At 69.9% G+C, this 22,993-nt stretch carries 20 protein-coding genes, 1 other RNA gene and 1 pseudogene; 14 read left to right on the top strand and 8 right to left on the bottom strand.

Features of this window, described 5'->3' with window-relative positions; all coding sequences use genetic code 11:
- The first annotated feature begins 8 nt into the window (after positions 1-8).
- The gene (locus tag ACZ6YV_RS01775) at positions 9-1,082 is read left to right on the top strand and encodes an AAA family ATPase (protein ID WP_465507845.1); all 1,074 of its coding nucleotides are present in this window, start codon (positions 9-11) and stop codon (positions 1,080-1,082) included.
- Here ACZ6YV_RS01775 and ACZ6YV_RS01770 read toward each other — a convergent pair.
- Positions 1,076-1,741 (bottom strand): hypothetical protein, encoded by a 666-nt coding sequence (locus tag ACZ6YV_RS01770; RefSeq protein WP_465507844.1) that lies wholly within the window; start codon positions 1,739-1,741, stop codon positions 1,076-1,078. The two genes, ACZ6YV_RS01775 and ACZ6YV_RS01770, sit on opposite strands and share 7 nt — an antisense overlap.
- A gap of 169 nt (positions 1,742-1,910) precedes the next feature.
- Between ACZ6YV_RS01770 and ACZ6YV_RS01765 the strand changes: the two genes are divergently transcribed.
- The gene (locus tag ACZ6YV_RS01765) at positions 1,911-2,660 is read left to right on the top strand and encodes a response regulator transcription factor (RefSeq protein ID WP_465507843.1); all 750 of its coding nucleotides are present in this window, start codon (positions 1,911-1,913) and stop codon (positions 2,658-2,660) included.
- Positions 2,638-4,110, top strand: coding sequence for a sensor histidine kinase (locus ACZ6YV_RS01760; RefSeq protein WP_465507842.1), 1,473 nt, complete (start codon positions 2,638-2,640; stop codon positions 4,108-4,110). The genes ACZ6YV_RS01765 and ACZ6YV_RS01760 overlap by 23 nt, the downstream gene beginning before the upstream one ends.
- 1 nt (position 4,111) lies before the next feature.
- Here ACZ6YV_RS01760 and ACZ6YV_RS01755 read toward each other — a convergent pair whose 3' ends face one another.
- On the bottom strand, positions 4,112-5,002 hold the full coding sequence (locus ACZ6YV_RS01755; protein ID WP_465507841.1) for a serine/threonine dehydratase: 891 nt from the start codon (positions 5,000-5,002) through the stop codon (positions 4,112-4,114).
- A 45-nt stretch (positions 5,003-5,047) separates the two neighbouring features.
- Between ACZ6YV_RS01755 and ffs the strand changes: the two genes are divergently transcribed.
- Positions 5,048-5,144: signal recognition particle sRNA small type (gene ffs, locus ACZ6YV_RS01750), an RNA gene on the top strand.
- An 87-nt stretch (positions 5,145-5,231) separates the two neighbouring features.
- On the opposite strand, the gene ACZ6YV_RS01745 is transcribed toward ffs, so the two are convergent.
- Positions 5,232-6,065 carry a spermidine synthase gene (locus ACZ6YV_RS01745; protein ID WP_465507840.1) on the bottom strand — a complete coding sequence of 278 codons (834 nt, stop codon included), beginning with the start codon at positions 6,063-6,065 and terminating at the stop codon, positions 5,232-5,234.
- Positions 6,066-6,094: 29 nt separating this feature from the next.
- Between ACZ6YV_RS01745 and ACZ6YV_RS01740 the strand changes: the two genes are divergently transcribed.
- Complete coding sequence (locus ACZ6YV_RS01740) at positions 6,095-8,179, top strand: DNA polymerase III subunit gamma and tau (RefSeq protein ID WP_465507839.1); 2,085 nt, start codon at positions 6,095-6,097, stop codon at positions 8,177-8,179.
- Positions 8,180-8,212: 33 nt separating this feature from the next.
- Here ACZ6YV_RS01740 and ACZ6YV_RS01735 read toward each other — a convergent pair whose 3' ends face one another.
- Positions 8,213-9,046 carry an N-acetylmuramoyl-L-alanine amidase gene (locus tag ACZ6YV_RS01735; protein ID WP_465508502.1) on the bottom strand — a complete coding sequence of 278 codons (834 nt, stop codon included), beginning with the start codon at positions 9,044-9,046 and terminating at the stop codon, positions 8,213-8,215.
- Positions 9,047-9,147: 101 nt separating this feature from the next.
- Between ACZ6YV_RS01735 and ACZ6YV_RS01730 the strand changes: the two genes are divergently transcribed.
- Complete coding sequence (locus tag ACZ6YV_RS01730) at positions 9,148-9,504, top strand: YbaB/EbfC family nucleoid-associated protein (protein WP_007035126.1); 357 nt, start codon at positions 9,148-9,150, stop codon at positions 9,502-9,504.
- 1 nt (position 9,505) lies between these two features.
- Positions 9,506-10,102, top strand: coding sequence for a recombination mediator RecR (gene recR / locus ACZ6YV_RS01725; RefSeq protein ID WP_465507838.1), 597 nt, complete (start codon positions 9,506-9,508; stop codon positions 10,100-10,102).
- A 71-nt stretch (positions 10,103-10,173) separates the two neighbouring features.
- Here recR and ACZ6YV_RS01720 read toward each other — a convergent pair whose 3' ends face one another.
- Positions 10,174-11,286 carry a UDP-N-acetylglucosamine 2-epimerase gene (locus tag ACZ6YV_RS01720; RefSeq protein WP_378244100.1) on the bottom strand — a complete coding sequence of 371 codons (1,113 nt, stop codon included), beginning with the start codon at positions 11,284-11,286 and terminating at the stop codon, positions 10,174-10,176.
- Positions 11,287-11,347: 61 nt separating this feature from the next.
- On the opposite strand from ACZ6YV_RS01720, the gene ACZ6YV_RS01715 reads away from it, so the two are divergent.
- The 6 genes and pseudogenes from ACZ6YV_RS01715 to ACZ6YV_RS01690 all read left to right on the top strand — a co-directional run.
- Positions 11,348-12,379: a glycosyltransferase family 2 protein gene (locus ACZ6YV_RS01715; protein WP_465507837.1), complete on the top strand. Its 1,032-nt coding sequence runs from the start codon at positions 11,348-11,350 to the stop codon at positions 12,377-12,379.
- Complete coding sequence (locus ACZ6YV_RS01710; protein WP_465507836.1) at positions 12,376-13,674, top strand: polysaccharide biosynthesis protein; 1,299 nt, start codon at positions 12,376-12,378, stop codon at positions 13,672-13,674. The genes ACZ6YV_RS01715 and ACZ6YV_RS01710 overlap by 4 nt, the downstream gene beginning before the upstream one ends.
- 72 nt (positions 13,675-13,746) lie before the next feature.
- Positions 13,747-15,726: a DUF6541 family protein gene (locus ACZ6YV_RS01705; protein ID WP_465507835.1), complete on the top strand. Its 1,980-nt coding sequence runs from the start codon at positions 13,747-13,749 to the stop codon at positions 15,724-15,726.
- 59 nt (positions 15,727-15,785) lie between these two features.
- Positions 15,786-16,487, top strand: coding sequence for a glycosyltransferase family 2 protein (locus tag ACZ6YV_RS01700; RefSeq protein ID WP_378244181.1), 702 nt, complete (start codon positions 15,786-15,788; stop codon positions 16,485-16,487).
- Positions 16,488-16,499: 12 nt separating this feature from the next.
- Positions 16,500-16,937, top strand: a complete 438-nt coding sequence (locus tag ACZ6YV_RS01695) for a DUF2304 domain-containing protein (RefSeq protein WP_020632199.1) — start codon at positions 16,500-16,502, stop codon at positions 16,935-16,937.
- A gap of 29 nt (positions 16,938-16,966) precedes the next feature.
- Positions 16,967-17,464, top strand: a pseudogene (locus ACZ6YV_RS01690) (uridine kinase family protein); the annotation flags it as partial.
- On the opposite strand, the gene ACZ6YV_RS01685 reads toward ACZ6YV_RS01690, so the two are convergent.
- Positions 17,455-17,901, bottom strand: coding sequence for a helix-turn-helix domain-containing protein (locus ACZ6YV_RS01685; protein ID WP_465508501.1), 447 nt, complete (start codon positions 17,899-17,901; stop codon positions 17,455-17,457). The pseudogene ACZ6YV_RS01690 and the gene ACZ6YV_RS01685 overlap by 10 nt on opposite strands.
- 28 nt (positions 17,902-17,929) lie before the next feature.
- Here ACZ6YV_RS01685 and ACZ6YV_RS01680 point away from each other — a divergent pair, with 28 nt between their 5' ends.
- The gene (locus ACZ6YV_RS01680; protein WP_465507834.1) at positions 17,930-18,634 is read left to right on the top strand and encodes a methyltransferase domain-containing protein; all 705 of its coding nucleotides are present in this window, start codon (positions 17,930-17,932) and stop codon (positions 18,632-18,634) included.
- Positions 18,635-18,668: 34 nt separating this feature from the next.
- Here ACZ6YV_RS01680 and ACZ6YV_RS01675 read toward each other — a convergent pair whose 3' ends face one another.
- Positions 18,669-19,532 carry a SagB/ThcOx family dehydrogenase gene (locus ACZ6YV_RS01675; protein ID WP_465507833.1) on the bottom strand — a complete coding sequence of 288 codons (864 nt, stop codon included), beginning with the start codon at positions 19,530-19,532 and terminating at the stop codon, positions 18,669-18,671.
- Between the two features lie 467 nt (positions 19,533-19,999).
- Positions 20,000-22,930, bottom strand: a complete 2,931-nt coding sequence (locus tag ACZ6YV_RS01670) for an AfsR/SARP family transcriptional regulator (RefSeq protein ID WP_465507832.1) — start codon at positions 22,928-22,930, stop codon at positions 20,000-20,002.
- Between the last annotated feature and the right edge of the window lie 63 nt (positions 22,931-22,993).

Genomic DNA, 22,993 nt, shown 5'->3' with positions numbered 1-22,993 from the left:
CGAAAGCCATGGGGATCGAGAAGACACCCGTGCTCTGGGCGACCGGTCCGCCGGGGGCGGGGAAGTCGACCACCGCCTGGGGTCTGTACACCCGTGTCGGGGAAGCGGGCGGCAACGTCGCGTACGTCGACATCGACCAGCTCGGACTGATCGGCCCGCCACCGGGCGGGGGCGACGCCTCGCACGCCATCAAGGCGGCCAATCTGCTGCGGGTACTGGAGATCCTGCGTCGCCGGGGCGCCAGGCAGCTCGTCGTTTCCGGGGTGGTGGATCCCGAAAACGGTGTCGAGCGGGACTTCGAAGGCCGCGACTTCGACCTCACGCTCGTCCGGCTGACGTGCGATCGCGACGAACTCCGGAGCCGCTTCCTCGACCGTGGTTCGCCCGCCGCCGCGCTGCCCGATCTCTTCGCGGTGGCGGACGCCTACGACCGCACCGGTTTCGGTGAGGCCATGGACACGACAGGGCAGCGGGCCGAAGAGACCGTGGACGCACTGTTCCGGCGCTGCGCCGTCGAGGATGGACCGGTCCGGCCGCCGGACGCCGTCGAAACGCTGCCCGGGCCGGTGACCGTGGTCACCGGCCCGACGGCGGTCGGCAAGTCGACGGCCGCGTTCGGCGCGCTGCGGGACCTTTGGGCGCGCGAGCTGCCCGTCGCCTACGTCGACCTCGCGCAGTTCGGGTTCGTGAGTCCGGGCCCGGATCCGGCCGTCGCGGCGGCGAACCTCGCGGCCGTCCGGCACGGCTACCGCGAGGCCGGAGCGAAGCAGCTGCTCGTCGTGGCTAGGGAATTCCTCCCGGAACACCGGCGGGTCTTCGAGGAGGTCACCGTCGTCCATCTCGACGCGGACGACACGACGCTCACCGAACGCGTCCGGCGCCGGGCCGAAGGCGAATCCGCGCTGCTGGCCGGTGACGAACTCCGCGGCGCGCCACCCGGCGTGCGGGACCGGGTGGCCGCCCGCGCGATCGCCGAGGCGGCCCGGATGCGGCGGGCCGGCGGCGACCGCGTCGTCCTCGACACCTCGGGTCAGGAACCCGCCGAGACGGCCGCCGCGCTGCTCGCCGTCCTGGGTCAGTAGCCGAGCCTCGGCCCGCCCTGCCCGTCCTGTCCCGGCTGGCCCTGACCAGGCTGCCCCTGATCCGGTTGGCCCTGACCTGGCTGGCTCTGCCCCCGCTGGCCCTGTCCCGGCCGGCCGCCGTTCTGCCCGCGCTGGTTCTGCCCGGCCTTGCCGAGGGTCGTCGCCGTCGCGGTGTCCCCGGTGACCTTGGCGGTCACCGTCACCGTCTCGCCGGTCTTGGGATCGCCGGTCTTCTTGGTCGACGCATCGATCGTGTAGACCTGCTTGTAGCCGTCCTTGCTGGTCAGGCTGACGGACGTCGCGCTGATCTCGGTGATCTCGCCGGTCTGCAGCCGTTCGGTGCTGTAGCCGCCCTTGCCGTCGGAGACGACGAAGTCGCCGTGCAGCGCGTCCCGCGGCATGCCGCCGCCAGGGCCGACGAGCATCCGGCCGCCGCCGGGGCCGCCCATCATCCCGCCCGGGCCCTGTTCGGCGCCGTTCGCGGCGGTCCCGGCCCAGATCGCGGCCCCGCCACCGGCGGCGATCACCACCGCCACCCCGGCCGCGATCGCGGTCTTACGGCCCGACCAGGCCTTCTTCGGTTCGCCCGCCGGGGCAGGGGCGCCCCAAGCGGCGGTCTCGCCCGCCGGGGGCTCGGCGGGTTTGGTCGGTTCGGTCATCTGGTCGCCTCCGTGTACTCGGTTGCGGCCATGGTGTTCGCCGTCGCTGTGCGGAAGCTGTGCCGGCGGTGGGCACGCGCTGTGATTCCCGCCCGGCCGGGTGATCGTTCACAGGAAACGCACAGCGGGGACACAGAGAAGGCTCATCGGCGCCGCGCAGGATGGCAGCATGACCAGTGTGAACGTCCCTTCGTCCGGTACCGCGAAGGCCGGCCTGCGCCGTGCCGACGGCAGCCCCGTGCGGGTGCTGGTCGTCGACGACGAGGCGACCTTGTCCGAGCTGGTGTCGATGGCTCTGCGCATGGAGGGCTGGGACATCCGCACAGCCGCCGACGGCACCGAAGCGGTCCGCGTCGCCAGGGAATTCCGGCCGGACGCGGTGGTACTGGACGTCATGCTGCCGGACATGAGCGGCCTGGACGTCCTGCGCCGCCTGCGATCCGAGGCGCCGAACCTGCCGGTGCTGTTCCTGACCGCGAAGGACGCGGTGGAGGACAGGATCGCCGGGCTCACCGCGGGCGGCGACGACTACGTCACCAAACCGTTCAGCCTGGAGGAGGTCGCGTTGCGGCTGCGCGCGCTGCTCCGGCGCGCGGGCGGGGTCGCCGGGCCGAGTGGTTCGACGCTGGTCGTCGGCGACCTGACCCTGGACGAGGACAGCCGCGAAGTGCACCGCGGCGGCGCTCTGGTGCCGCTGACGGCGACCGAGTTCGAACTGCTGCGGTACCTCATGCGCAATCCGAAGCGCGTGCTGTCGAAGGCACAGATCCTGGACCGGGTGTGGAGCTACGACTTCGGCGGCCAGGCCAACATCGTCGAGCTGTACATTTCCTACCTCCGCAAGAAGATCGACGCCGACAGGGAGCCGATGATCCACACGATGCGCGGCGCCGGGTATGTCCTCAAGCCCGCGGGGTAGGCGGCCTTGGTCCCTGCGGCGGCGGCTGATCGCCCAGGTCGCGGGGCTGCTCGCGCTCGTCTGCCTGGTGGTGGGCGTGGTGACCGAACTGGCGTTGCGGGACTTCCTGATCGGCCAGCTCGACGCCAGGCTCGCCGAGACCAGCGAACGCGCCGGCCGTCCGCCGCCACCGGGCCGCCCCAGCGGGGACAGGGTTCCCGAGGGTCTGCGCGCGTACGGGCAGAGCACCGGTTCGCTGTTCGTGACCGTGTCCCCGGACGGGCGCGCGCTCGCCGCCGTGCTCCGGTCCAGCTACGACGCGAAGATCCCCGACCCGTTCCCCCACGACCCGGTCGGCCCGGCCCAGGTCGCCAAGCTGCTGCGGTCGACGCCGATCGACAAGCCGACCGACGTGGACCTCGGGTCCCTCGGGGAGTACCGCGTGGTGGCGAAGCAGATGTCCAACGGCGGTGTCTCGATCTCCGGGCTGCCCACCAAGGACGTCACGGACACGTTGTGGAGCCTGGGTTTCATCTTCGGCGGGGTGGCCGTCGGCGGCATCCTGCTGGCGGGCGCGCTCGGCGCGGTGACCGTGCGGCGCACCATGAAACCCCTCGACCGGCTGGCCGCCACCGCGACCAGGGTCGCCGAACTCCCGCTGGACCGCGGCGAGGTCGCGCTGTCCGAACGAGTGTCCGAAGTGGACACCGATCCACGGACGGAGGTCGGCAAAGTCGGCTTCGCGCTCAACCGCATGCTCGGCCACATCGCGGCCGCGCTTTCCGCCCGCCAGGCCAGTGAAAGCCGGGTGCGCCGGTTCGTCGCGGACGCCAGCCACGAACTGCGGACCCCGCTCGCGGCCATCCGCGGCTACGCGGAACTCACCCGGCGGTCCGGCTCCGAGGTGCCGCCGGACATCGCGTTCGCGATGGGCAGGGTGGAGTCGGAATCGACGCGGATGACCGGCCTCGTCGAGGATCTGCTGCTGCTCGCGCGGCTCGATTCCGGTCGCCCGGTGGTGCACCAGCCCGTCGATCTGTCCCGGCTGGTCGCGGACGCCGTCGCCGACGCGCACGTCGCCGGGCCGGAGCACCGATGGCTGCTGGAGGTCCCGCCGGAACCGATCACCGTCCTCGGCGACGCGGATCAGCTGCACCAGGTGGTGATCAACCTGCTTGGCAACGCGCGCACGCACACCCCGGCAGGCACCGAGGTCACCACGGCGTTGTCCATAGTGGACTCGACGGTGACACTGTCCATTGCCGACAGTGGGCCGGGCATCCCGCCGGAAATCCTCCCGGAGGTCTTCGAACGCTTCGCCCGCGGCGACGATTCGCGGTCGCGGGCGGCGGGCAGCACCGGACTCGGCCTGGCCATCGTCGCGGCCGTCGTCGCCGCGCACGGCGGGCAGGTCGGGGTCGCCAGCCGCCCGGGCCGGACCGAGTTCCGGGTCGCGCTGCGGGCGGGCTGACTCAGGGAGTCCACTCGCTGTTCGCACCGCACAGGATGACGCAGGGCAGGTCGCCTTCGGTCCGCCCGGCCAGCCACGCGGCGAACGGGACAGCGGCAGCAGGCTCGACGGCGAGCCGGAACTCCTCCCAGAGCCGATCCCGCGCTGCGAGCAGTTCCGCGTCGCTGACCAGCACGGACGTCGCCCGCGTCCGGAGCACGGCGAACGGGACGCTCCCGACCCTGGTCGCGCCCAACGCGGACCCCGCCACCGAGTCGATCTCCACGTCCACCGGCTCACCCGCCTCCAGCGCCGCGCCCAGCGCGCGGCACCGCTCCGGCTCGACGGCGAACGTCGGCAACCCGGCCAGCGACGTCCCCGCGACCAGCCCGCCACCACCGACCGCGACCACGAACGCGTCGACGTCCGGCGCGTCCTGGACCACTTCGGCCGCCACGGTGCCCTGACCGGCGACGACGGCGGGATCGTCGTACGCGTGCAGGTACCGCGTACCCGGCTCAGAGACGGCTTCGACAGCCTTCGCGGCCGCCTCGGCGTACGTCGCGCCGTGACGGACGAGCTTCGCGCCCGCGGCCTCGATTCGGTCCGTCTTCGCCTGCGGAGCCGACTCCGGCACGTACACCGTCGCAGGCAGGTTGAGCAGCGAAGCCGCCGTCGCCACGCCCAGCCCGTGGTTGCCGCCGGACGCCGTCAGCACCCGCTCCGGCAACGGCCCGCTCACCAGCGCGTTCACCGCGCCCCGCAGCTTGAACGACCCGCTCCGCTGCAGATGCTCCAGCTTGAGGACCAACGGCCGCCCGTCGACCTCAGCGCGCAGCACCGGCGTGCGTCGCACGAACGGGTGGACGGCTTCGGCGGCCTTGAGGACATCTTCCCAGGTCGGAGTACTCATACCCCCCACTGTCCTCCATGCCTGGACGGGAGTGACTACACTGGTCCCTGGATCCCGCGCGGCGTCCATCTTGTGAACCTCCCCAGGGCCGGAAGGCAGCAAGGATAAGCAAGCTCTGACGGGTGCGCGGGATCCGCCTTCATTTATGGGGTGCGACCCCACACCCACCCGGCAGGGCTTCGCCCCCCGGACCCCCACGGTTGGTCGGCTGGGGTGACCAGGTGCGGGTTTAAAAGATTCCGAAGACGTCTTTTGGTGGGATCGGCGACGGCAGGGCCTCCGCATCCGTGATGGGTTTCGCCTTGCCTTGCAGGTCACGGAGGTCTTCTCCGGCGACGCAGCGGGCCGGGTAGGCCGAGGAAGCGGCTCGGCGGGTCAGGTCGGTCACGGGGAGTTCCGTGCGGGAGGCGGCGACCACGATGTTGCCGAAGCGGCGGCCCCGGAGGACGCCCGGCTCGGCCAAGATCGCCAGGTGGGGGAACGAAATCGCCAGTGTCGCCAGGAACCGGCGAAGGAACGGCAGGTTCGGGCCGTCCGAGACGTTGGCGACATAGGTACCGGCCGGGCGGAGGACGCGCGCGATCTCGCCGGTGAACTCCACGGTCGCGAGCCCGCCTGCCAGGACGCCGCGTTCGAAGGCGTCCACGATGACGAGGTCGGCCGAAGCGTCGTACCTGGCCGAGACGCCTTCGCGGCCGTCGCCGACGCGGACCTTCAGCCCCTTCAGGCCCAACTGCTCGCGGACGACCGCGACGAGTTCGCTGTCGGCGTCGAACACCAGCTGCCGCGAGCGCTGCCGTACGGCGGCGATGTAGCGGGGAAGCGTGCAGGCCGCTCCGCCGACGTGCAGCACGTCGAGCGGGCCTTCGCCGAGGCAGTCGACGACGTCGGCGATCCGGCGGATGTAGTCGAACTCGAGATCCGTGGGATCGTCGAGGTTGACGTGCGATTGGGCGACGCCGTCGACAGAGATCATCCAGGCGTTGGGGCGGTCCGCGTCGCGGAGCAGCTCGGCGGTGCCGAAGCGGACCGGATACGTGCCTGGGGTCGGTGCTGGTCTCACCGTCGGACCTTCCCGGTAGTCTCGCGGCCGTGGCATTAGCGCTGTACCGAAAGTACCGTCCGGCTACCTTCGCCGAGGTCGTCGGGCAGGAGCATGTGACCGATCCGCTGCGTATCGCGCTGGCGGCCGGGCGCATCAACCACGCCTACCTCTTCTCCGGCCCGCGCGGCTGCGGAAAGACGTCGAGCGCGCGCATCATGGCGCGTTCGCTGAACTGCGCGAAGGGCCCGACGCCGGATCCGTGCGGCGAGTGCAACTCGTGCCGCAACCTCGCGCCCGAAGGCCCCGGCAGCGTCGACGTCACCGAACTCGACGCCGCCAGCCACGGTGGTGTCGACGACGCCCGCGAGCTGCGGGACAGGGCCTTCTACGCCCCGGCGGACTCGCGCTACCGCGTCTTCATCATCGACGAGGCGCACATGGTCACCACGCAGGGCTTCAACGCCCTGCTGAAGATCGTGGAAGAGCCGCCCGAGCACCTGATCTTCATCTTCGCGACCACCGAGCCGGACAAGGTGCTGCCCACCATCCGGTCGCGGACGCACCACTACCCCTTCCGGCTGATCCCGCCGAGTTCCATGCGCGAGCTGCTCGAACGCAACGTCGCGGCCGAAGGCGCGAAGGTCGAGCCCGCCGTGTATCCGCTGGTCATCCGTGCGGGCGGGGGATCGGCGCGGGATACGCAATCGGTGCTGGACCAGCTGCTGGCGGGAGCCGGGCCGGACGGCGTCGACTACCCGCGGGCGGTGTCCCTGCTGGGTGTCACCGACGTCGCGCTCATCGACGGCATGGTCGACGCGCTGGCCGCGGACGACGCGACAGCGGTGTTCACCACCGTCGAGAGTCTCGCCGAGGCCGGGCACGACCCGCGCCGCTTCGCCACCGACCTGCTCGACCGCCTGCGCGACCTGGTGATGCTGCGTTCGGTGCCGGACGCGGGTGAGCGCGGGCTGGTCGCCGCGCCGGACGACGAGCTCAAGAAGATGAAGGAGCAGGCGGGAAAGCTGGAGCCCGCCACGCTCTCGCGCTACGCCGACATCGTCCACAATGGACTCCTGGAGATGCGGGGCGCGACCTCGCCCCGGCTGGTTCTGGAGCTGTTGACGGCGCGGATGCTGCTGCCGTCGATCGCCGAGGGCACCGACGCGCTGCTCGCCCGTCTCGAGCGCCTTGAGCGCCGTGCCGCTTCGGCCCCGGCGCCCGTCGCCGGTGGCGCGGCCCCAGCCGTCCAGGCCGCTCCTGTCGCTCCGGCTGTTCAAGCAGGTCCGGTCGCGCAGGCCGCTCCGGCGCCGCCCCCCGTCGCTCCCTCGGGTGGCGAGTCCGTCCGCGAGTTCCAGCGGCCGTCGCAACGCGCCGCCGCCCCCGCTCAGCAGGCCGCGCCGGCCCCGCAAGCCGCCCCTCAGCCTGCCGCCCAGCCTGCCGCCCAGCCTGTCGCGCGGCCCGAGCCCGCCGCCGAACGTCCTTCCGCGCCCACCCCGCCTCCGGCCGCGCCCGCTCCGGCGGCTGCTTCGAGCGGCGAGACGGACGTGGACGGGATCCGTGGCCGGTGGCCGCAGGTGCAGGCCGCGATCCGCAAGGTCCCGGGCGGCGCTGTCACCGGTGCGATGCTCACGCAGGCGAGTGTGGTGAGTGTCGAGGGCACCGCCGTCACGCTCACGCACAGCGCGGAACCTGTGGCACGCAGGCTTTCCGAGCCGCAGCACACGGAACGCATCGCGGCCGCGTTCAAGGCGGTCTTCGACGGCGACTGGCAGGTGCGGTGCGTGCACGGCGCCGCGCCGGTCCGGCAGACCGCCGCGCCCAAGGTCGCGCCTGCCCAGACCTCGTCCGAGCGGTCCTTCACCCGCCGATCCGCCGAGGCGTCCGGTGCCGCTGTTTCGGCGCCTCCCGCGCCGAAGCCGGAGCCGGAACCCCAGCGGCCGAAGGTGACGACAGCCGAGCCGGACATCCCGCTCCCGCCCGAGCCGGTCGAGGAAGACGAAGATCTCTACAACGAGGACGCGAGCCCCGCTCCGCCGCCTCCGCCGCTCCCGCCGGACAAGGACCCGGAGGAGATCGCCCGGAAGCTCCTCGCCGACCACCTCAACGCCCGTCCGCTGGAGGAACGCAAGTAGTCCTCTGAACGCGGAAGGGGAAGCGGGCCCTGGTCAGCCCGCGAGGTAGTCCTCGATGGCCTTCGCGATGACGGCGGCGTACTGCTGACGTCCTTCTTCGCTCGACATCGCCGCGGCCTCGTCGGCGTTGCGCATGTTCCCGCATTCGACGAGCGCGGCGGGCCGGGTCGAAAGGTTGAGCCCGCCTAGGTCGGCGCGCGGCGCGAGCCCGTTCGAGCCGAGGTAGGTCGACGTCGGGAAGCCGCCCGCGCGGATGCCGTCCCGCAACGCCGTCGCGAGTTTCATCGAAGGCGCGCCCTGCTGGGCGTTCAGGGGCGGTGCCGAGTAGGCGACGTGGAATCCGTGCGCCCCGGCGGAATTCGAGCCGTCGGCGTGGATCGACACGACAGCGTCCGCCTGCGCGTCGTTCCCGATCGCGGCTCGCTCGTCGACGCAGGGCCCGACGCCGGTGTCGTTCTGCCGGGTGAGGACGACCCGGATTCCCTTGGCGGCCAACGCCTGCGCGACCCGCTGCGAGACGTCCCAGGTGAACGCGTGCTCGGAATAGCCGGAATTCGTCGCGGTTCCGGTGGTGTTGCACGGTTTCGTCTTTCCGCGCCCGGCCGGGACCTGCTTGTTGATCTCGCCGGGCCTGCCGGAGTTGCCGCCGTTGTGCCCGGGATCCAGCACGACGACCCTGCCCGTCTTCGGCGGCTGCGTGGCCGGAGGCGGCGGTGGCACGCTCGAAGACGGCGGCGTGCTCGGCGGGGGGCTCGGTTGCGGAAGAGTGGTGAGGACCGTGGTGGTCCCCGGAGCGGAGGGATTTCCGGGCGGCGGCGCGGCGGTCTCCGCGCCGCACGCCGCGAACAGCGTCGATCCGATCGCCATCACCAGTGTCAGCCGTCGTCGCACGGCGCCAACGGTGCCATACGCGTGACGGCTAGGCTGGTAGGCGGCACAGGATTTTCCAGGAGAGGACCGATCGGATCATGGTGCAACCCGGTGGCGGCTTCGACCTGTCGCAGATCATGCAGCAGGCCCAGCAGATGCAGCAGAAGCTGGTCGAGGCACAGGAAGAGCTGGCCAACACGGAGGTGACCGGCACTTCCGGCGGCGGCCTCGTCACCGCGACCGTGTCCGGTGACAGTCAGCTCAAGTCGTTGTCCATCGACCCCAAGGTGGTCGACCCCGACGACGTCGAGACCCTGTCCGACCTGGTCGTCGCGGCAGTGCGGGACGCTTCGGCCAACGCGCAGAAGCTCACCGAACAGAAGCTCGGCCCGCTCGCGGGCGGCCTCGGTGGCGGGATGCCGGACCTCGGCGGTTTCCCCGGGCTCGGCGGCTAGCTTGTACGAGGGTGTCGTCCAGGATCTGATCGACGAACTCGGGCGGCTGCCCGGCGTCGGTCCCAAGAGCGCGCAGCGGATCGCCTTCCACCTGCTGGCGGCCGATCCCGCGGATATCGCGCGTTTGCAGGAAGTGCTCGGCAAGGTCAAGGAAGGCGTGCAGTTCTGCGAGGTCTGCGGCAACGTCTCGGAGCAGGAGTCCTGCCGGATCTGCCGCGACACCCGCCGCGATCTCACGGTCATCTGCGTGGTCGAGGAGCCGAAGGACGTGCTCGCCGTCGAGCGGACGCGCGAGTTCAAGGGCCGCTACCACGTGCTCGGCGGCGCGCTGGACCCGTTGTCCGGCATCGGGCCGGAGCAGCTGCGCATGCGTGAGCTGCTCGCGCGGATCGGCGGCGCGGAGATCAGCGAGATCATCATCGCGACCGACCCGAACACCGAAGGCGAGGCGACCGCGACGTACCTCGTGCGGATGCTTCGCGACTTCCCCGGTCTGACGGTGACGCGGCTGGCGTCGGGACTGCCGATGGGCGGTGACCTGGAGTTCGCGGACGAGCTGACGCTGGGCCGCGCCCTCTCCGGCCGGCGGACGCTCTAGCTTTCCCAAGTACGTGAAGGCCCCCTTCATTGCGCTAGGCGCAATGAAGGGGGCCTTCACGTACTTCCGGGTCAGCAGTAGCCGAGGCGCGCCAGCGTGTCGACGATGATCTCCGACGGGTGGAACTTCTCGACCCACGACTCACCGCGGCGGTTCTCGTAGGTGTCGAGGAAGTTCTGCAGCTTGTCCCCGCGCATCTCGGTCAGCACGACGGTCTCGCCGAGGTGCTGCGGCGTCTCGGTGCGCTCGCGGTGCACGGCGCACGGCAGGCCGAGGTAGTAGCACTCGGCCGAGAGGCCGCCGGAGTCGGTGACGACGTACTCGGCGCGCGCGACCAGCGGCAGGAACTTCAGGTACCGCATCTTCGGCTGGATGATGAAGTTCTTCTCGTCGAAGAGGTTCGCCAGGCCCAGCGCGCGGATCTTCTCGCGCTCGGGCGCGCCCGCCATGTAGAGGATCGGCATCTGCTTGCTCTGCTCGCGCAGGATCTCCAGCGCCTCGCGGTACTTGTCCGCGCGCGAGACCAGCTCGAAGCGGTGCAGGGTGGCGAGGCCGAACTTCTCCGGCAGCCCCTCGATGTCGAGCGGCCCGTTGATGGCCAGCCGCATCGCGTCGATCGCGGTGTTCGCCTCGGTGTCGACGACGACGCCGCGCGCGTTGCGGAGGTTGTTCACCTCACGCGCGCTCGGCGCGAAGTGCATGTCGACGATCTTCGCGGCGATCTTCCGGTTCAGCTCCTCCGGCAGCGGCGACATGATGCTGCCCGACCGCGCCCCCGCCTCGACGTGCCCGACCCGCGACTTGAGGATCCGCTTCCCGATGAGCGAGCCGTACGGCGTGGTGAAGGTGTCGCCGTGCACCAGCACCAGCGGCGGACGCCCGTCCTCGACCAGCGCGGCCTTCAGCTCGGCGCGGCGGCTCCACGCGGTCCGCAGCACCTGCGCGGCCCAGCCCGGCACCTGCGCGGGCGACTCCAGGTTGTGCGCCTTCTCCTTCGGCACGAGCCAGACGTCGGGCTCCGGGAGGTTCAGGTCGGCGAGAACGTCCGAGACCTCGTCGACGTGCTGGGCGGTGAACCAGATCTTCGGCCGGACCCCGCGTTCGAGGATGCCGTGGTAGACCGGCGCGATTTTGATCAGTTCCGCCGTGGTGCCGAGAATGAAGGAAATCACCGGAAGAGCCATTCTGTCGGGGTCTGCGGTGCCCGAAGGATACTGGTGGGCCGCGCAAGGTAGCCTCGCCGGGGTGAGTGCGAATTCGCTCCTCCCGGCCCTGTCCGTCGTGATCCCGGTCTACAACGAGCAGAACTGGATCGACCGCAGTGTGGGCGCGCTGATCGCGTCGGCGCAGGCGGCGAACTGGCCGGTCGAGGTCGTCGTGGTCGACGACGGCAGCACCGACGGCACCGGCGACAAGCTCGCCAAGCTGCAGGAGCTCTACGGCATCACGGTCCTCACCCAGCCGAACAGCGGCCGGTTCGAGGCTCGCCGGGCGGGGATCGCGAAGGCGTCCGGGCGGCAGATCCTGCTGCTCGACAGCCGCGTGATCGTGGACTCCGGCTCGCTCACCTTCCTGCGCGATCAGCTCGTCGACCATCCCGAGCGCACGGTGTGGAACGGTCACATCAACGTCGCGTCCGAACACAATCCGTATGCGGGATTCATGGCGGGGCTGGTGAAGATCCCGTGGCGCCGTTATTGCGCGAACCCGCGGTTGATGTCGTTCGGTATCGAAGAGTTCGATGTGTTCCCGAAAGGCACCGGATTCTTTTCCGCGCCGAAGGACGTTCTCGAGGATTCGTCCAACGCGTTCGAGTCGCTCTTCGAAGACGTCCGTTTCGCCAGCGACGACACGGGTGTTCTGCGCTGGATCGCCGAACGGCACCGTATCTTCCTCGCCCCGGACTTCTCCGCGACCTACCACGGCCGCGATTCCTTCAAGAAGTTCGTCGGGCAGTCGTATTTCCGCGGCACCACGTTCGTCGATTCGTATCTCGCGTCGCCCGGCCCCGCGCGCAACGGCCTGTTCGCCGCGATGGCCGTCGGCGTACTCGGGCTCGGCGTCGCCGCGAAGCGCCCGAAGACCGCTGCCACGCTCGCCGCCGTCGGTTCGACGGCCGCCGGGTTCGCGGTGACGAAGTTCGGCGCGACCAAGGCCGAGGCCAAGGCCGTCGCCCAGCTCACGCCGGTGTTCGCCGCCGGGTTCGGGGCAGGCGCGCTCCGCGGCCTCTTCATGGCGTTGCGGGCCCGGCTCGGCCGAAAACAGCAGGGTAAATGAGCAACGCGGTGAGCAGTGAAAACCTGACAAAGGACACCGGGAAATCCGCCGGCCGGATCGGCGTCTACCTGCTGATCGCGATCGCGCTCGGCTATGCCCTCACTGTCGTCTGGGGACGGACGCTGTCGACGGCTGACAACGCTGTCCTTCTGTCGTTCTGGGGCATGTTGATGGGGCTGGGCGCCGCCTTGTCCCCGCTTGAGCAGGAGATCTCGCGCCAGTCCGCGCACGCCGCGCTCGACGGCCGCAAGGCCGGGCGACCGGCCGTGATCGCCTTCGTCACCAGCGCGGTCGCCGTGGTGATCGTCGCGCTGTTCACGCTGATCCCGCCGATCACGGACAAGGTCTACGGTGGCCAGTTCGCGCTCGCCGTGATCGTGCTGGCCGGCGCTGTCTCGTTCGCCTTCCAGTTCGCCGCGCGCGGTCTGCTCATCGGCCAGGACCACGTCCGGTCCTACTCGTGGCTGATCCTGGTCGAGGCCGCCGTACGGATCCTGGTGGTCGCCGCCCTGGTGGTCGCCGGGCTCACCCAGGTGTACTGGTTCGCCGTCGCCGCCGCGACCGGCTCGTTCGCGTGGCTGCTCTTCGCCCGCGGCGCCGCCCGCCTGGTCGACCCCAAGCTGGACGCCGACGAGCCCGCGAAGCCGATCGTCAAGAACATGCTGATGCTCCTCGCGGGCGCGGGGCTCACCGCGAGCGTCATCACCGGCTACCCGGCGCTGGTCAACCTGCTCGCGCCCGGCGGCGACAAGGCCAAACTCGGCGTGCTCTTCGTCGCCCTGTTCGTCGCCAGGACGCCGCTCACGCTGATGGCGCCGGTCCAGGCCCTCGCGGTCCCGACCGTCGTGCGCCTGTCCAGCACCGAGGAGGGCAAGCACCGGCTGCGCAGGCTGCTCGCGCTCGGTTCGGTGGCCGCGCTGGCGCTCGCGGCCCTCGGCGCGCTGATCGGCTATCTGATCGGCCCGTGGGTCGTCCGGCTGGTCTACGACGCCAAGAACAACCCCGAGGCCTGGTGGATGGCCGGACTGGTCTGGTCTTCGGTGCTGCTGGCGGCGATGCAGCTGCTCGCCGCCGTCCTCGTCGCGCAGGCTAAGGCCACGAAGGTGCTGATCACCTGGGCCGCCGTCGTCGCCGCGACCGCGCTGGTCCTGCTGTTCTTCCCCGGTGACACCGTCGTGCGCGCCGTCGTCGGACTCGCCGCGGGGCCGACGGTCGGACTCATGGTAGTGATGGCTTTCGTGGTGAGAGGCACGCCGGAGACGGGCAACGCGAAGCCGTCCGAAACGTCTCGATAGTGTGGCCGCGCCATCGCGCGCCGCGAACGGGGTGGCGTTATTAACGCCGAATAGGGTTGGACAGCGAATTCGATGAACGTTCTTTTGGTCTTGCTGGCGTTCTGGCTGCCGGGGCTCGTCTTCGGCGCCGCGATCAGGCTGCGCGGCTGGACTCTCGCCGCCGCGGCCCCGCTGCTGACCTTCGGCCTCGTCGCCATCGGCATCCCGATCCTCGGCCGGTTCGGCATCCGCTGGACCATGCTGAACGTCGGCCTGTGGGTCCTGCTGCTGTCCGTGCTCGGCTTCGCCCTCTCGTTCCTCGTGCTCCGCTTCACCGCGAAGCGTCACGCCGACTGGGCCGAGGACGAAGACGACGACGAGACGAAGCGCTCCCTTCGCGACCATCTGCTGATCGGCGCCGGTGTCGTGGTCGGCCTCGGCGTCGGCACGGTGACCTTCCTGCGCGGCTCGCACTCCCTGGAGAACGTCCAGCAGGGCTGGGACGCCCCGTTCCACGGCAACCTGGTGCGCTGGATCGCCGAGCACGGCGACGCGCGCGCGTCGACGGTCGGCACCATCGCGAACCTGCCGAACCAGACCGACTACTTCTACCCGGACACCTATCACGCGCTGCTCGCCCTGGTCTTCGGCAAGGGCGGCCTGACGATGATGCCGACGCTGAACCTGGCGGCGCTCATGGTCGTGCTGACCGTCCCGGTCGGCGTCGCGGCGATGTGCCGCGCCTGGCGCATGCCGGTCCTCGCGACCGCCGCCGCCGCGGCCGTGTCCACCTGGTTCACCGCGTTCCCGTACGACTCGCTGTGGCGCGGCCCGCTGTGGCCGTACGTCGCCGGGGTGGCGCTCGTGCCCGCGATGCTCGCGCTCGCCCGCCTGCTGCTCAAGCCGAACGGCATCGCCGGACCGGTCGCGATCGGTGTCGGCGTCGCCGGGCTGGCCGGCCTGCACACCAGCCTGATCTTCGTGATCATGGTCTATTTCCTGCTGATCCTGCTCGCGGTGCTGTTCCGCTTCGAGAAGATCAGCTGGCGCCGCAGCGCGGCCTCGCTGGTGGCCACGATCGGGCTGGCGGTCGTCCTCGGCCTGCCGACGGTCCTGCCCGCGCTCTACAACGCGGGCGGCGTGACGAGCGCGTTCTGGGCGTCCGAGGCCAGCGTGTCCGGCGCCCTCGGGCAGACCATCACGTTCTCGCCGATGGCGGCGTTCCCGCAGTGGTGGATCGGCATCCCGGCGATCATCGGGGTGTTCTTCCTGGTCCGGCACCGGCGGATGCTCTGGATGGTCGGCGCGTACGTCGTCCTCGGCGGCCTGTTCGCCGCGACGATCTCGCTGGAGACCCCGCTCATCCACACCCTGACCGGGGTGTTCTACAACGACCACTGGCGGCTCGGCGCGCTCGTGCCGCTGGCGGGCGCCGTCGCGTTCGGCGAGTTCGTGCACACCGCGTCGGGCAAGTTCGCCGAGAAGATCGGCGAGCGCAAGCCGAACCTGAACCCGTTCACCGCGACCATCGCGGGCGCGCTGGTGATCGGGCTGGTGGTGTCGGTGCTGAGCCGCGGCGGCTACATCGGCCGCAACTCCGCCCGTCTCGCGCTGAACTACGGCTCGGACGGCCCTTCGGTCAGCAAGGGCGAGGAAGAGGCCTACGACTGGCTCGGGAAGCACGTCGTGCCGGGCGAGCGCGTCATGAACGACAAGGCCGACGGCTCGGTGTGGATGTACGCCCTCTCGGGGGCCCAGCCGGTCGAGTGGACCAACTACGGCGCCGAGTTCACCACCAAGGCCGGCTGGCTCAGCGTGTTCCTGAACGACATCAACCGCGATCCGCGCGTGCGTGAGGCGCTCACCGACCTCAAGGTGCGCTACGTGCTCGTCGGCAAGGGCAAGGTGGCCCCCAACGCGCAGTCCGCGGTGGGCCTCCAGCGCCTCGACATCACTCCTGGTTTCAAACGCGTCTTCCACAACCTCGACGCGTCGGTCTACGAAATCGAAGGTCAGCAAGGTGTGGTCGCCGCCGGCGCCACCACCGGGTCCGACACCGCTCACGGCCAGTAAGAAGATAGAGTGATCCAGTGTCCAGTACGTCCGTGACCACCCGCCGCGTACTCATCGTGATGCCTGCCCTCAACGAGCAGGCCAGCGTCGGCGAGGTCATTTCCCAGGTCAAGCAGTCCTTGCCGGACATGGACGTGCTGGTCGTCGACGACGGTTCGTCCGACGACACGGCCAAGCTCGCCCGTGCGGCGGGCGCGGAGGTGGCCCGCCTGTCGGTCAACCTCGGCGTCGGCGGGGCGATGCGCACCGGCTTCCGGTACGCGGCCGCCCGCGGCTACGACGTCGTCGTCCAGGTGGACGCCGACGGACAGCACGACCCCGAAGAGGTCGCCGCCCTGCTGGACGCGCTCGACGACGCCGACATCGCGATCGGCTCGCGGTTCGCGGGCAAGGGTTCGTACAAGGCGAGCGGCCCGCGGAAATACGCGATGGTCGCGCTCTCTCTCGTTTTCTCCCGGCTCGGGAAGACCAAGCTCACCGACGTGACCTCCGGGTTCAAGGCGATGGGCCCGCGCGCGATCAAAATGTTCGCCGCGTACTACCCGGCCGAATACCTCGGCGACACGATCGAATCCCTGGTGATGGCGATCCGTGCCGAACTGAAGATCAAGGAAATCCCGGTGATCATGCGGGAACGGGCCGGTGGTACACCGAGCCATTCACCGGTGAAATCGGCCGTCTACCTCGGCCGCGCCGGACTCGCCCTGCTGCTGGCGCTGGTGCGCCGCCGCCCCGCCGTCGACTCGTCGGATTCGGCGTAAAAGGAGCTGATCATGGCTGGCTGGCGCATTCTCAGCATCGTCGTCGCCTGTCTGGTGCTGTTCGTCGTCCTCGAGATGATGCGACGGCGGAAACTGCGGGAAAAGTACGCGGGTGTTTGGCTCGTCCTCGCCATCGGCGTGGTCGTGCTCGCACTCGTTCCGCAGGCCGCCGACTTCTTGGCCCGGGTAACCGGCGTGCAGACGCCGTCGAACTTCGTATTCCTCTTGGCCGGTGTCGTGCTGGCCTTGGTCGCGCTGCATCTGTCGACCGAGGTCGGGCATCTCGAAGAAGAGGTCCGCACGTCCGTCGAGGAGATCGCGCTGCTCCGGTGCGAACTCGCCGACGCCCAGCGTGACCTGGAAGAACGTGTCGCCGCGCTCGAAGCGAGGACGGCCACGCCCGACAACGTCAAAGGGCTCCCCGAAGTGAGCCCCGCACGCGCACGCTGATCGACGCGCTCCTGGCGGCCCCGCCGAGACTGGGGACCGTCCGCGTACTCGCCGTCGACGGGCCTTCGGGCTCCGGGAAATCCACATTGGCCGGGCGGATCGTGGCCGGACTCGCCGCGCGCGACGTCCGGGTGGCGCTGGTCAGCACCGACGAATTCGCCACCTGGGACGAACCCGTTTCGTGGTGGCCCCGGCTGGAAACCGGTGTCCTGGAATCGCTGCGGGCGGGCAGATCCGGCCGCTACCGGCGGATGGCCTGGTCCGGCGGCGTCGCGTCGCCCGGCGAAGAAGTCGAGATCCCGGTCCCCGAGGTCCTGGTGCTGGAAGGCGTTTCCAGCGGTCGCGCGCGGATCCGGCCGTCGTTGTCCCTGCTGACCTGGTTGGACGGTGGGAGCGAGGCCGAGCGTCTCGACCGTGCCACCGGCCGGGACGGCGAGGAATCACGGGCGGATCTGCGGCGCTGGCAGCTGTTCGAGCGGGGCTGGTTCACCGTGGACGGGACCAGGGCCGCTGCGGATCACCTGGTCGGGGGGGGGGGGGGGGGGGGGGGGGGGGGGGGGGGGGGGGGGGCCGCCGCCCCCCCCCCCCCCCCCCCCCCCACCGCCTCGCGGAAATGCGCGCACTGGGTGAAGTCGTCGTGTTCGCACCCGAGAGCGCAGTCGATGATCGCGAGCGAGGCCTGCGCGGCCGCGATGCGTCGCGTGAGTTCTTCCTTGTGCCGCCAGAGAACCGTTTCCCGCGCGCCGGGCTTCTGGAACATCTCACGGATTCCGTCGAGGCTGAGGCCGGCTTCCTTCGCCCGCAGGATGACCGCGATCCGGTAGAGGTCGGCGTCGTCGTACCGCCTCCGGTCGCCCGACCGCGCCGGTTCGAGGAGGCCGACGGATTCCCAATGGCGCAGGACGTGCGTCGCCAGGCCGAAGCGCTCCGCGACCTCGCCGACGCCCAAGGTGCTTGACTTCATGTCGTCATTAAGTCGGACGATTCCCGGTATGTCCATGATGCAGCGGCTCGACGCCGCCGAAGTCCTGCCGGTCGCCGCCGAACTGCGGTCCCGGACTTACGAACTGCTCCGGCTCGACCCCGGTTCCGCGGTGATCGACGTCGGCTGCGGCGCCGGGCTGGCCGTGTCCGAGTTGTCGGCGCTGGGATTCCGCGCCGTCGGCGTCGATCTCTCGGCGGAGATGGTCGAGGAAGCTCGGCGGCGTTCGCCCGAGGCGGAGTTCCTGACCGGGGACGCTTACGCGCTGCCTGTCGACGGTGGGTTCGCGGGATACCGGGCGGACAAGGTGTTCCATGAACTGGCGGAGCCGGAGCGCGCCCTCGCGGAGGCGCGGCGGGTTCTGGCCCCGGGTGGGCGGATCGTGTTGTCCGGGCACGACTGGGAGGCGCTCGTGATCGATTCCTCTTATCCGGCGCTGACGCGGGAGATCGTCCGCGCCCGAGCCTCGCAGGTCGCCGCGCCCCGGATCGCGCGCGGGTTCCGGCGGTTGCTGGCCGGGAGCGGGTTTCGTGAGGTTTCGGTGGAAGGGGTCGTCGGGTTCTTCGGCGGAGAGCCGTTCGTGCGCGGGCTGGCGGAGGTGGCTGTGCGCGTGGGCGCGGTCTCTGTCGTGGAGGGCGAGGTTTGGCTGGCGGACCAGGTCGACGGCGGGGATGCGATCGCCGTACCGCAGTTCTTGGCCTCCGGGGTGGTCTGAGCTCGGCGTCAGCGCCTTTTCGGCAAGACGGCCATCACACCCGAGTGCCGAGCACAGACATGCCGAGCACCAGTTCGTTCGCCGGGTCGCAGCCCAGGAGGTCCTCGACCAGTTCGTCGCGCAGCGCCGCGGTGAACGTGACGTTCAGCCCGAGCGCCGTCGCCAGCAGGTAGACGGTCTGGCTGAGATGCCCGACGTCCATCAGCAGCACCCGATACGTCCGGCTCACCGAGTACTTCCACTGGTTCCGCTCGATGACGCTGGTGTAGATCAGCAGCGCGCCGGCGTTCCCGGTCCAGTCCTGATCGCCGGCGAGCGTGACCAGTTCGTCGTCGTCGATCTTGCCGTCCAGCGGCGTGAGCCCGTGCCGGAAGCCGTCGTAGCGGTAGACCCCTCGATCCAGGCCCTCGACGTTCCTCGCGTAGACGTACACCTCTGTCGGATGCCTCGCCCCGCCCGACGGGCTCGTCTTGAAGACGTTCCCGGTGGCGGGGATGTCGGAATGGGTTTCCGGCCTCGTCGGCCGGGCTGCCGTCAGGAGTGCGCTCAAATCGCGCAGCGGCAAGGGTTCTTCGCCGAACTCGCGGGTGCTTCTGCGCTTGTTCAGCGCGTCGCCGAGCCCGATGGCGTTCAGCGGCTCCGGCGACGGTTCGGGCAGCGCTATCGAGTGATATTCGCCCGAAGGCCTGACCGGAGAAGGCGGAGGGCTGGCCTTCGCCTTCTCCAGCAGGGTTTTCGCCGTTGTTTCGCTGGTGGTGAACTCGGTCTCACGCAAGGATCGGGTACCGAAGTGAAACGCCCGCGCGGACGTTCCCCAAGGACCCCAATCCCGGAGGATCTCTTCTTCCCGCTGTTGCCGGGAAGAACCTTTGACCACCAGCACGTCGTACCGGATCATCGCTCGCGCGATACGGACGAGTTTTTCCCCTGTCTCGGGATTGTCATCCGCTTCACGAACCGATTCCGGCTCTCGCCAAGAACTGAACCAACGCAGGACGCGTTCGGTTCCTTCGGCCAGTTTGAGCTGGCGATGTCCGAGGTGGTCGTCCCAGACGACGTCACCATCGGACCAATAGAGCGTTCCACAAGAGGAAACCCTTACCAGCATCGGAAGTCTTGCGCCCCAGTCCCCAGTAATACTTTCCGAATACTTCAGGTCATTCAGTGTCACGAACGGAAAGGAGGCCCACCGTTCGGCGGCGGCTCGAAGCCGCCCCAAGTGCTCTGTGCCTTGTACTCCGCTTCGAGCTCGTACAAGAACTCATCGTCCTCATCATCGTGCATGTCGCCGATCCTCTCCGTGAGCGGTTACTCCGGTCAAGCGAATATACCTACGCCATCAGAGTACCGGAGCAAAACGGAGAATTACGCCGAGTAATCGTTCAAGTGCTGCTTGAGTTCGCGAACGTCAGGCGACTCCGAGATACCGAGATCGGTGTATAAGCGCAAAGCGAACCGGCGATGACGTTCCGCATTCAGGTGCTCACCGAGAATGTCGAAAGCGCCCGCCAACTCCTTGTGGGCGATGGGCAGCATGCTGCGATTACCGGTCGATTCGAGCACTTCCATCGCGGTCCTGAACTGGGTGACCGCGAGTGCGCCATCGCCGAGTGCACGCGAATTGATACCGAGAGCGAGAAGGCATTCCGCCTCGAGATCGGGTGATTCGTTCTCGTGGGCCAGTCTCAGCGCTTGGTCGAGTTCCTCGGCGGCTTCCGCATAGCGACTGTTCTCGGCGAGGATCAGCCCGATCCGGTGCCTGGCGCGGGCCTCGATGAGCACGCTGCCGTGGGCGTGGGCGGTCTCGCGGACCCAGCCGAGATGCTCGATCGCCTCGTCCGACTCGCCCTTGAGCCAGTGGGTGACGCCCGAATTACCCCTGGCCCGGCACTGCATCCGCACGTCACCGGTGGTCGAGGCCAGTTCGAACACCTCGTTGAACAGCCGGTTCGCCTCGGTGAACTCGTTGAGCCGCCACAAGGTCAGCGCGTACATGTGCAGGGCCTGGTACTCGAGGACCACGTTCCCCGTCACCCGCGCGGCGGACAGGGCGAGGGTCTCCAGCTCCCTGGCCTGGCGGTAGTAGCCGCGGTTGTCGAAGTAGCGCCAGACCGCCGAGCAGAAGAGCACGAGATCCGAATAGCGCTGGTGGTTGTTCATCGCGACGGCCACCGGCAGGACGTTCTGCCACTGGGTGTCCATCCAGTGCGCGGCCTGGTCGTAACCGGCGAAGGACTGCCCGTACTCGCTCTTCGGGACCTCGAGGCCGCCCGGCTCCTCCTCTGAGTCCGGGTCGATGAAGTCCATCGCGGCCGCGACGGTGCTGCGGTAGTAGTCGAACAGCCGTCGCATCATCGCTTCGCGCTGGTGTTCGGGCTCCTCGGCGAGCAGGAGCTCACGGCCGTAGCTGCGGAGGAGGTCGTGCATCTCGTAGCGGTCCATCGACGGCTGCCGCAGGAGGTTCACGTCGACGAGGCGTTCGGCGAGGCGGCGGGCCTCGCCGAGGTCCACTTCCGCCAAGGCCGCCGTCGAGGGGAGATCGAACGCGGCACCGGGATGATGGCTCAACCGGCGGAACACCCGCCGTTCGGCTTCGGTCAAGTTCAGATAGGACACTCGGAACGCGCCCGCGACGTCCCGTTCCCCCGCGGTGAGCTCGCCGAACTTGTTCCGTTCGTCGCGCAGCTGCCTGGCGACGAAGTCGAGCGTCCAGGACGCCCGCGCCCGCAGCCGGCTCGCCGTGACGGCCAATGCGAGCGGGAGGTCGCCGCACAGGCTCGCGACCTGGTCGGCGGCGTCGGGGGATTCCCGCTTCAGCCGGGAGGGCCCGACGATACGGCCGAGCAGGTCCACCGCGTCCGCCCGGCTGAACGGTTCCAGGGAGAGCAGTTCGGCGCCGTCGAGGTCCACGAGCCGGGTCCGGCTGGTGATCAGCACGCAGCAACTCGCCGAACCGGGCAGCAGTGGATTCACCTGCGTCGCCCCGATGGCGTTGTCCAGCACCACGAGCACGCTTTTGCCGGCGAGACAGCTGCGGAACAGCGCCGCACGCTGGTCGGTCCCGGCGGGGATGTCCGAACCCTGGATGCCGAGCGACCGCAGCAGCGCCTCGAGCGCGACCCCCGGGTCCACCGGGTCGCCCGCCGGTGAGAACCCTTCGAGGTTCACGAAGAGCTGCCCGTCGGGGAACAGCGGGGCGAGCCGGTGCGCGGCGTGAACGGCCAGCGCGGTCTTGCCGACCCCGGGCATGCCGTCGATCGCGATCAGCCGCGGCCCCGCCGTGGAGTCGTCCTGGCCGACTTCGAGCACGGTCCGCAGTTCCGCGGCGCGGCCGCCGAACGCGGGGAGGTCCGCGGGAAGCTGCGCGGGGCGGGGGAAGAGCGCCTTCTGCGCGTCCGCGTCCTCGCGTCGGCCGCCGGTGTCCATCCCGGCCCGGAGCCCGCCGACGCCGTACCGGACGAGGGCGCCGTCCTCCATCAGTTCGGCGTCGGTGCGCAGGATCTGCTGGTGGAGCGCGCTCAGCTCGGTACTCGGGTCGACGCCGAGTTCTTCGGCGAGCGCGGTCCTGGTCCGGTCGAACGTCCGGAGCGCGTCGGCGCCGCGGCCCGCCCGGTAGAGCGCCAGCATGGTCAGGCACTGCAGGGTCTCGCGGGTGGGATGCCAGGCGGAGAGGTCGAAGGCCTCGCGGGCGGCCGCTTCGGTCTCGCCGAGCCGGAGCCTGGCGCCGATCAGCAGCTCGGAGGCGGCGATGCGTTCTTCGTCGAGCCTTCGCGCTGTCTGCTCGATGGCGTCGCCTTCGAGACCGTCGAAGGCGGGGCCACGCCAGAGCGCTAGCCCGTCCGCGAGTTTGACGGCCGCCTGGGAGAGCAGCCCGGCCGCCAGGAATTCGGCGCCCTGGTTGTAGTCCGCTTCGAAACGGACAGAGTCGACAGAGGCGCTGCTGGTGACGACGCGGTACGCGGAGCCGGTGGTGACCACGGCGGACCGCGCCACGCCGAGGTCGTTCCGCAGCCGCGCGATCGCGTTGCTGACCTGGCGGACCGCGGTCTTCGGCGGACTTTCCGGCCACATCGTGCCGATCAGGTACGACACCGGGACCAGCCTGCCCGCGTTGATCAGCAGGGACGCGAGGAGTCGTTGTTCACGGCGTCCGCCGAGCCGGACGGGGACGCCGTCGACCTCGGCCTCGAGTGGACCGAGGACGGAGAACCTGAGTTGGGATCGCTGGCCGGTGTGCATCGGGTCGCCGGGGGTTCGGGCCGATTCCGCCGAATCGGGTAAACGATCAGCGGTCATATGCGACTATGTCGTCCGAGACCGTGAGCGTGCTCACGCACTACCTCCAGTCCGTTCGCCGGC

This window comes from Amycolatopsis sp. NPDC102522, from assembly GCF_055584485.1.
Note: the sequence above shows the minus strand (reverse complement) of the source record. Positions and strands in the feature narration are given on the sequence as shown.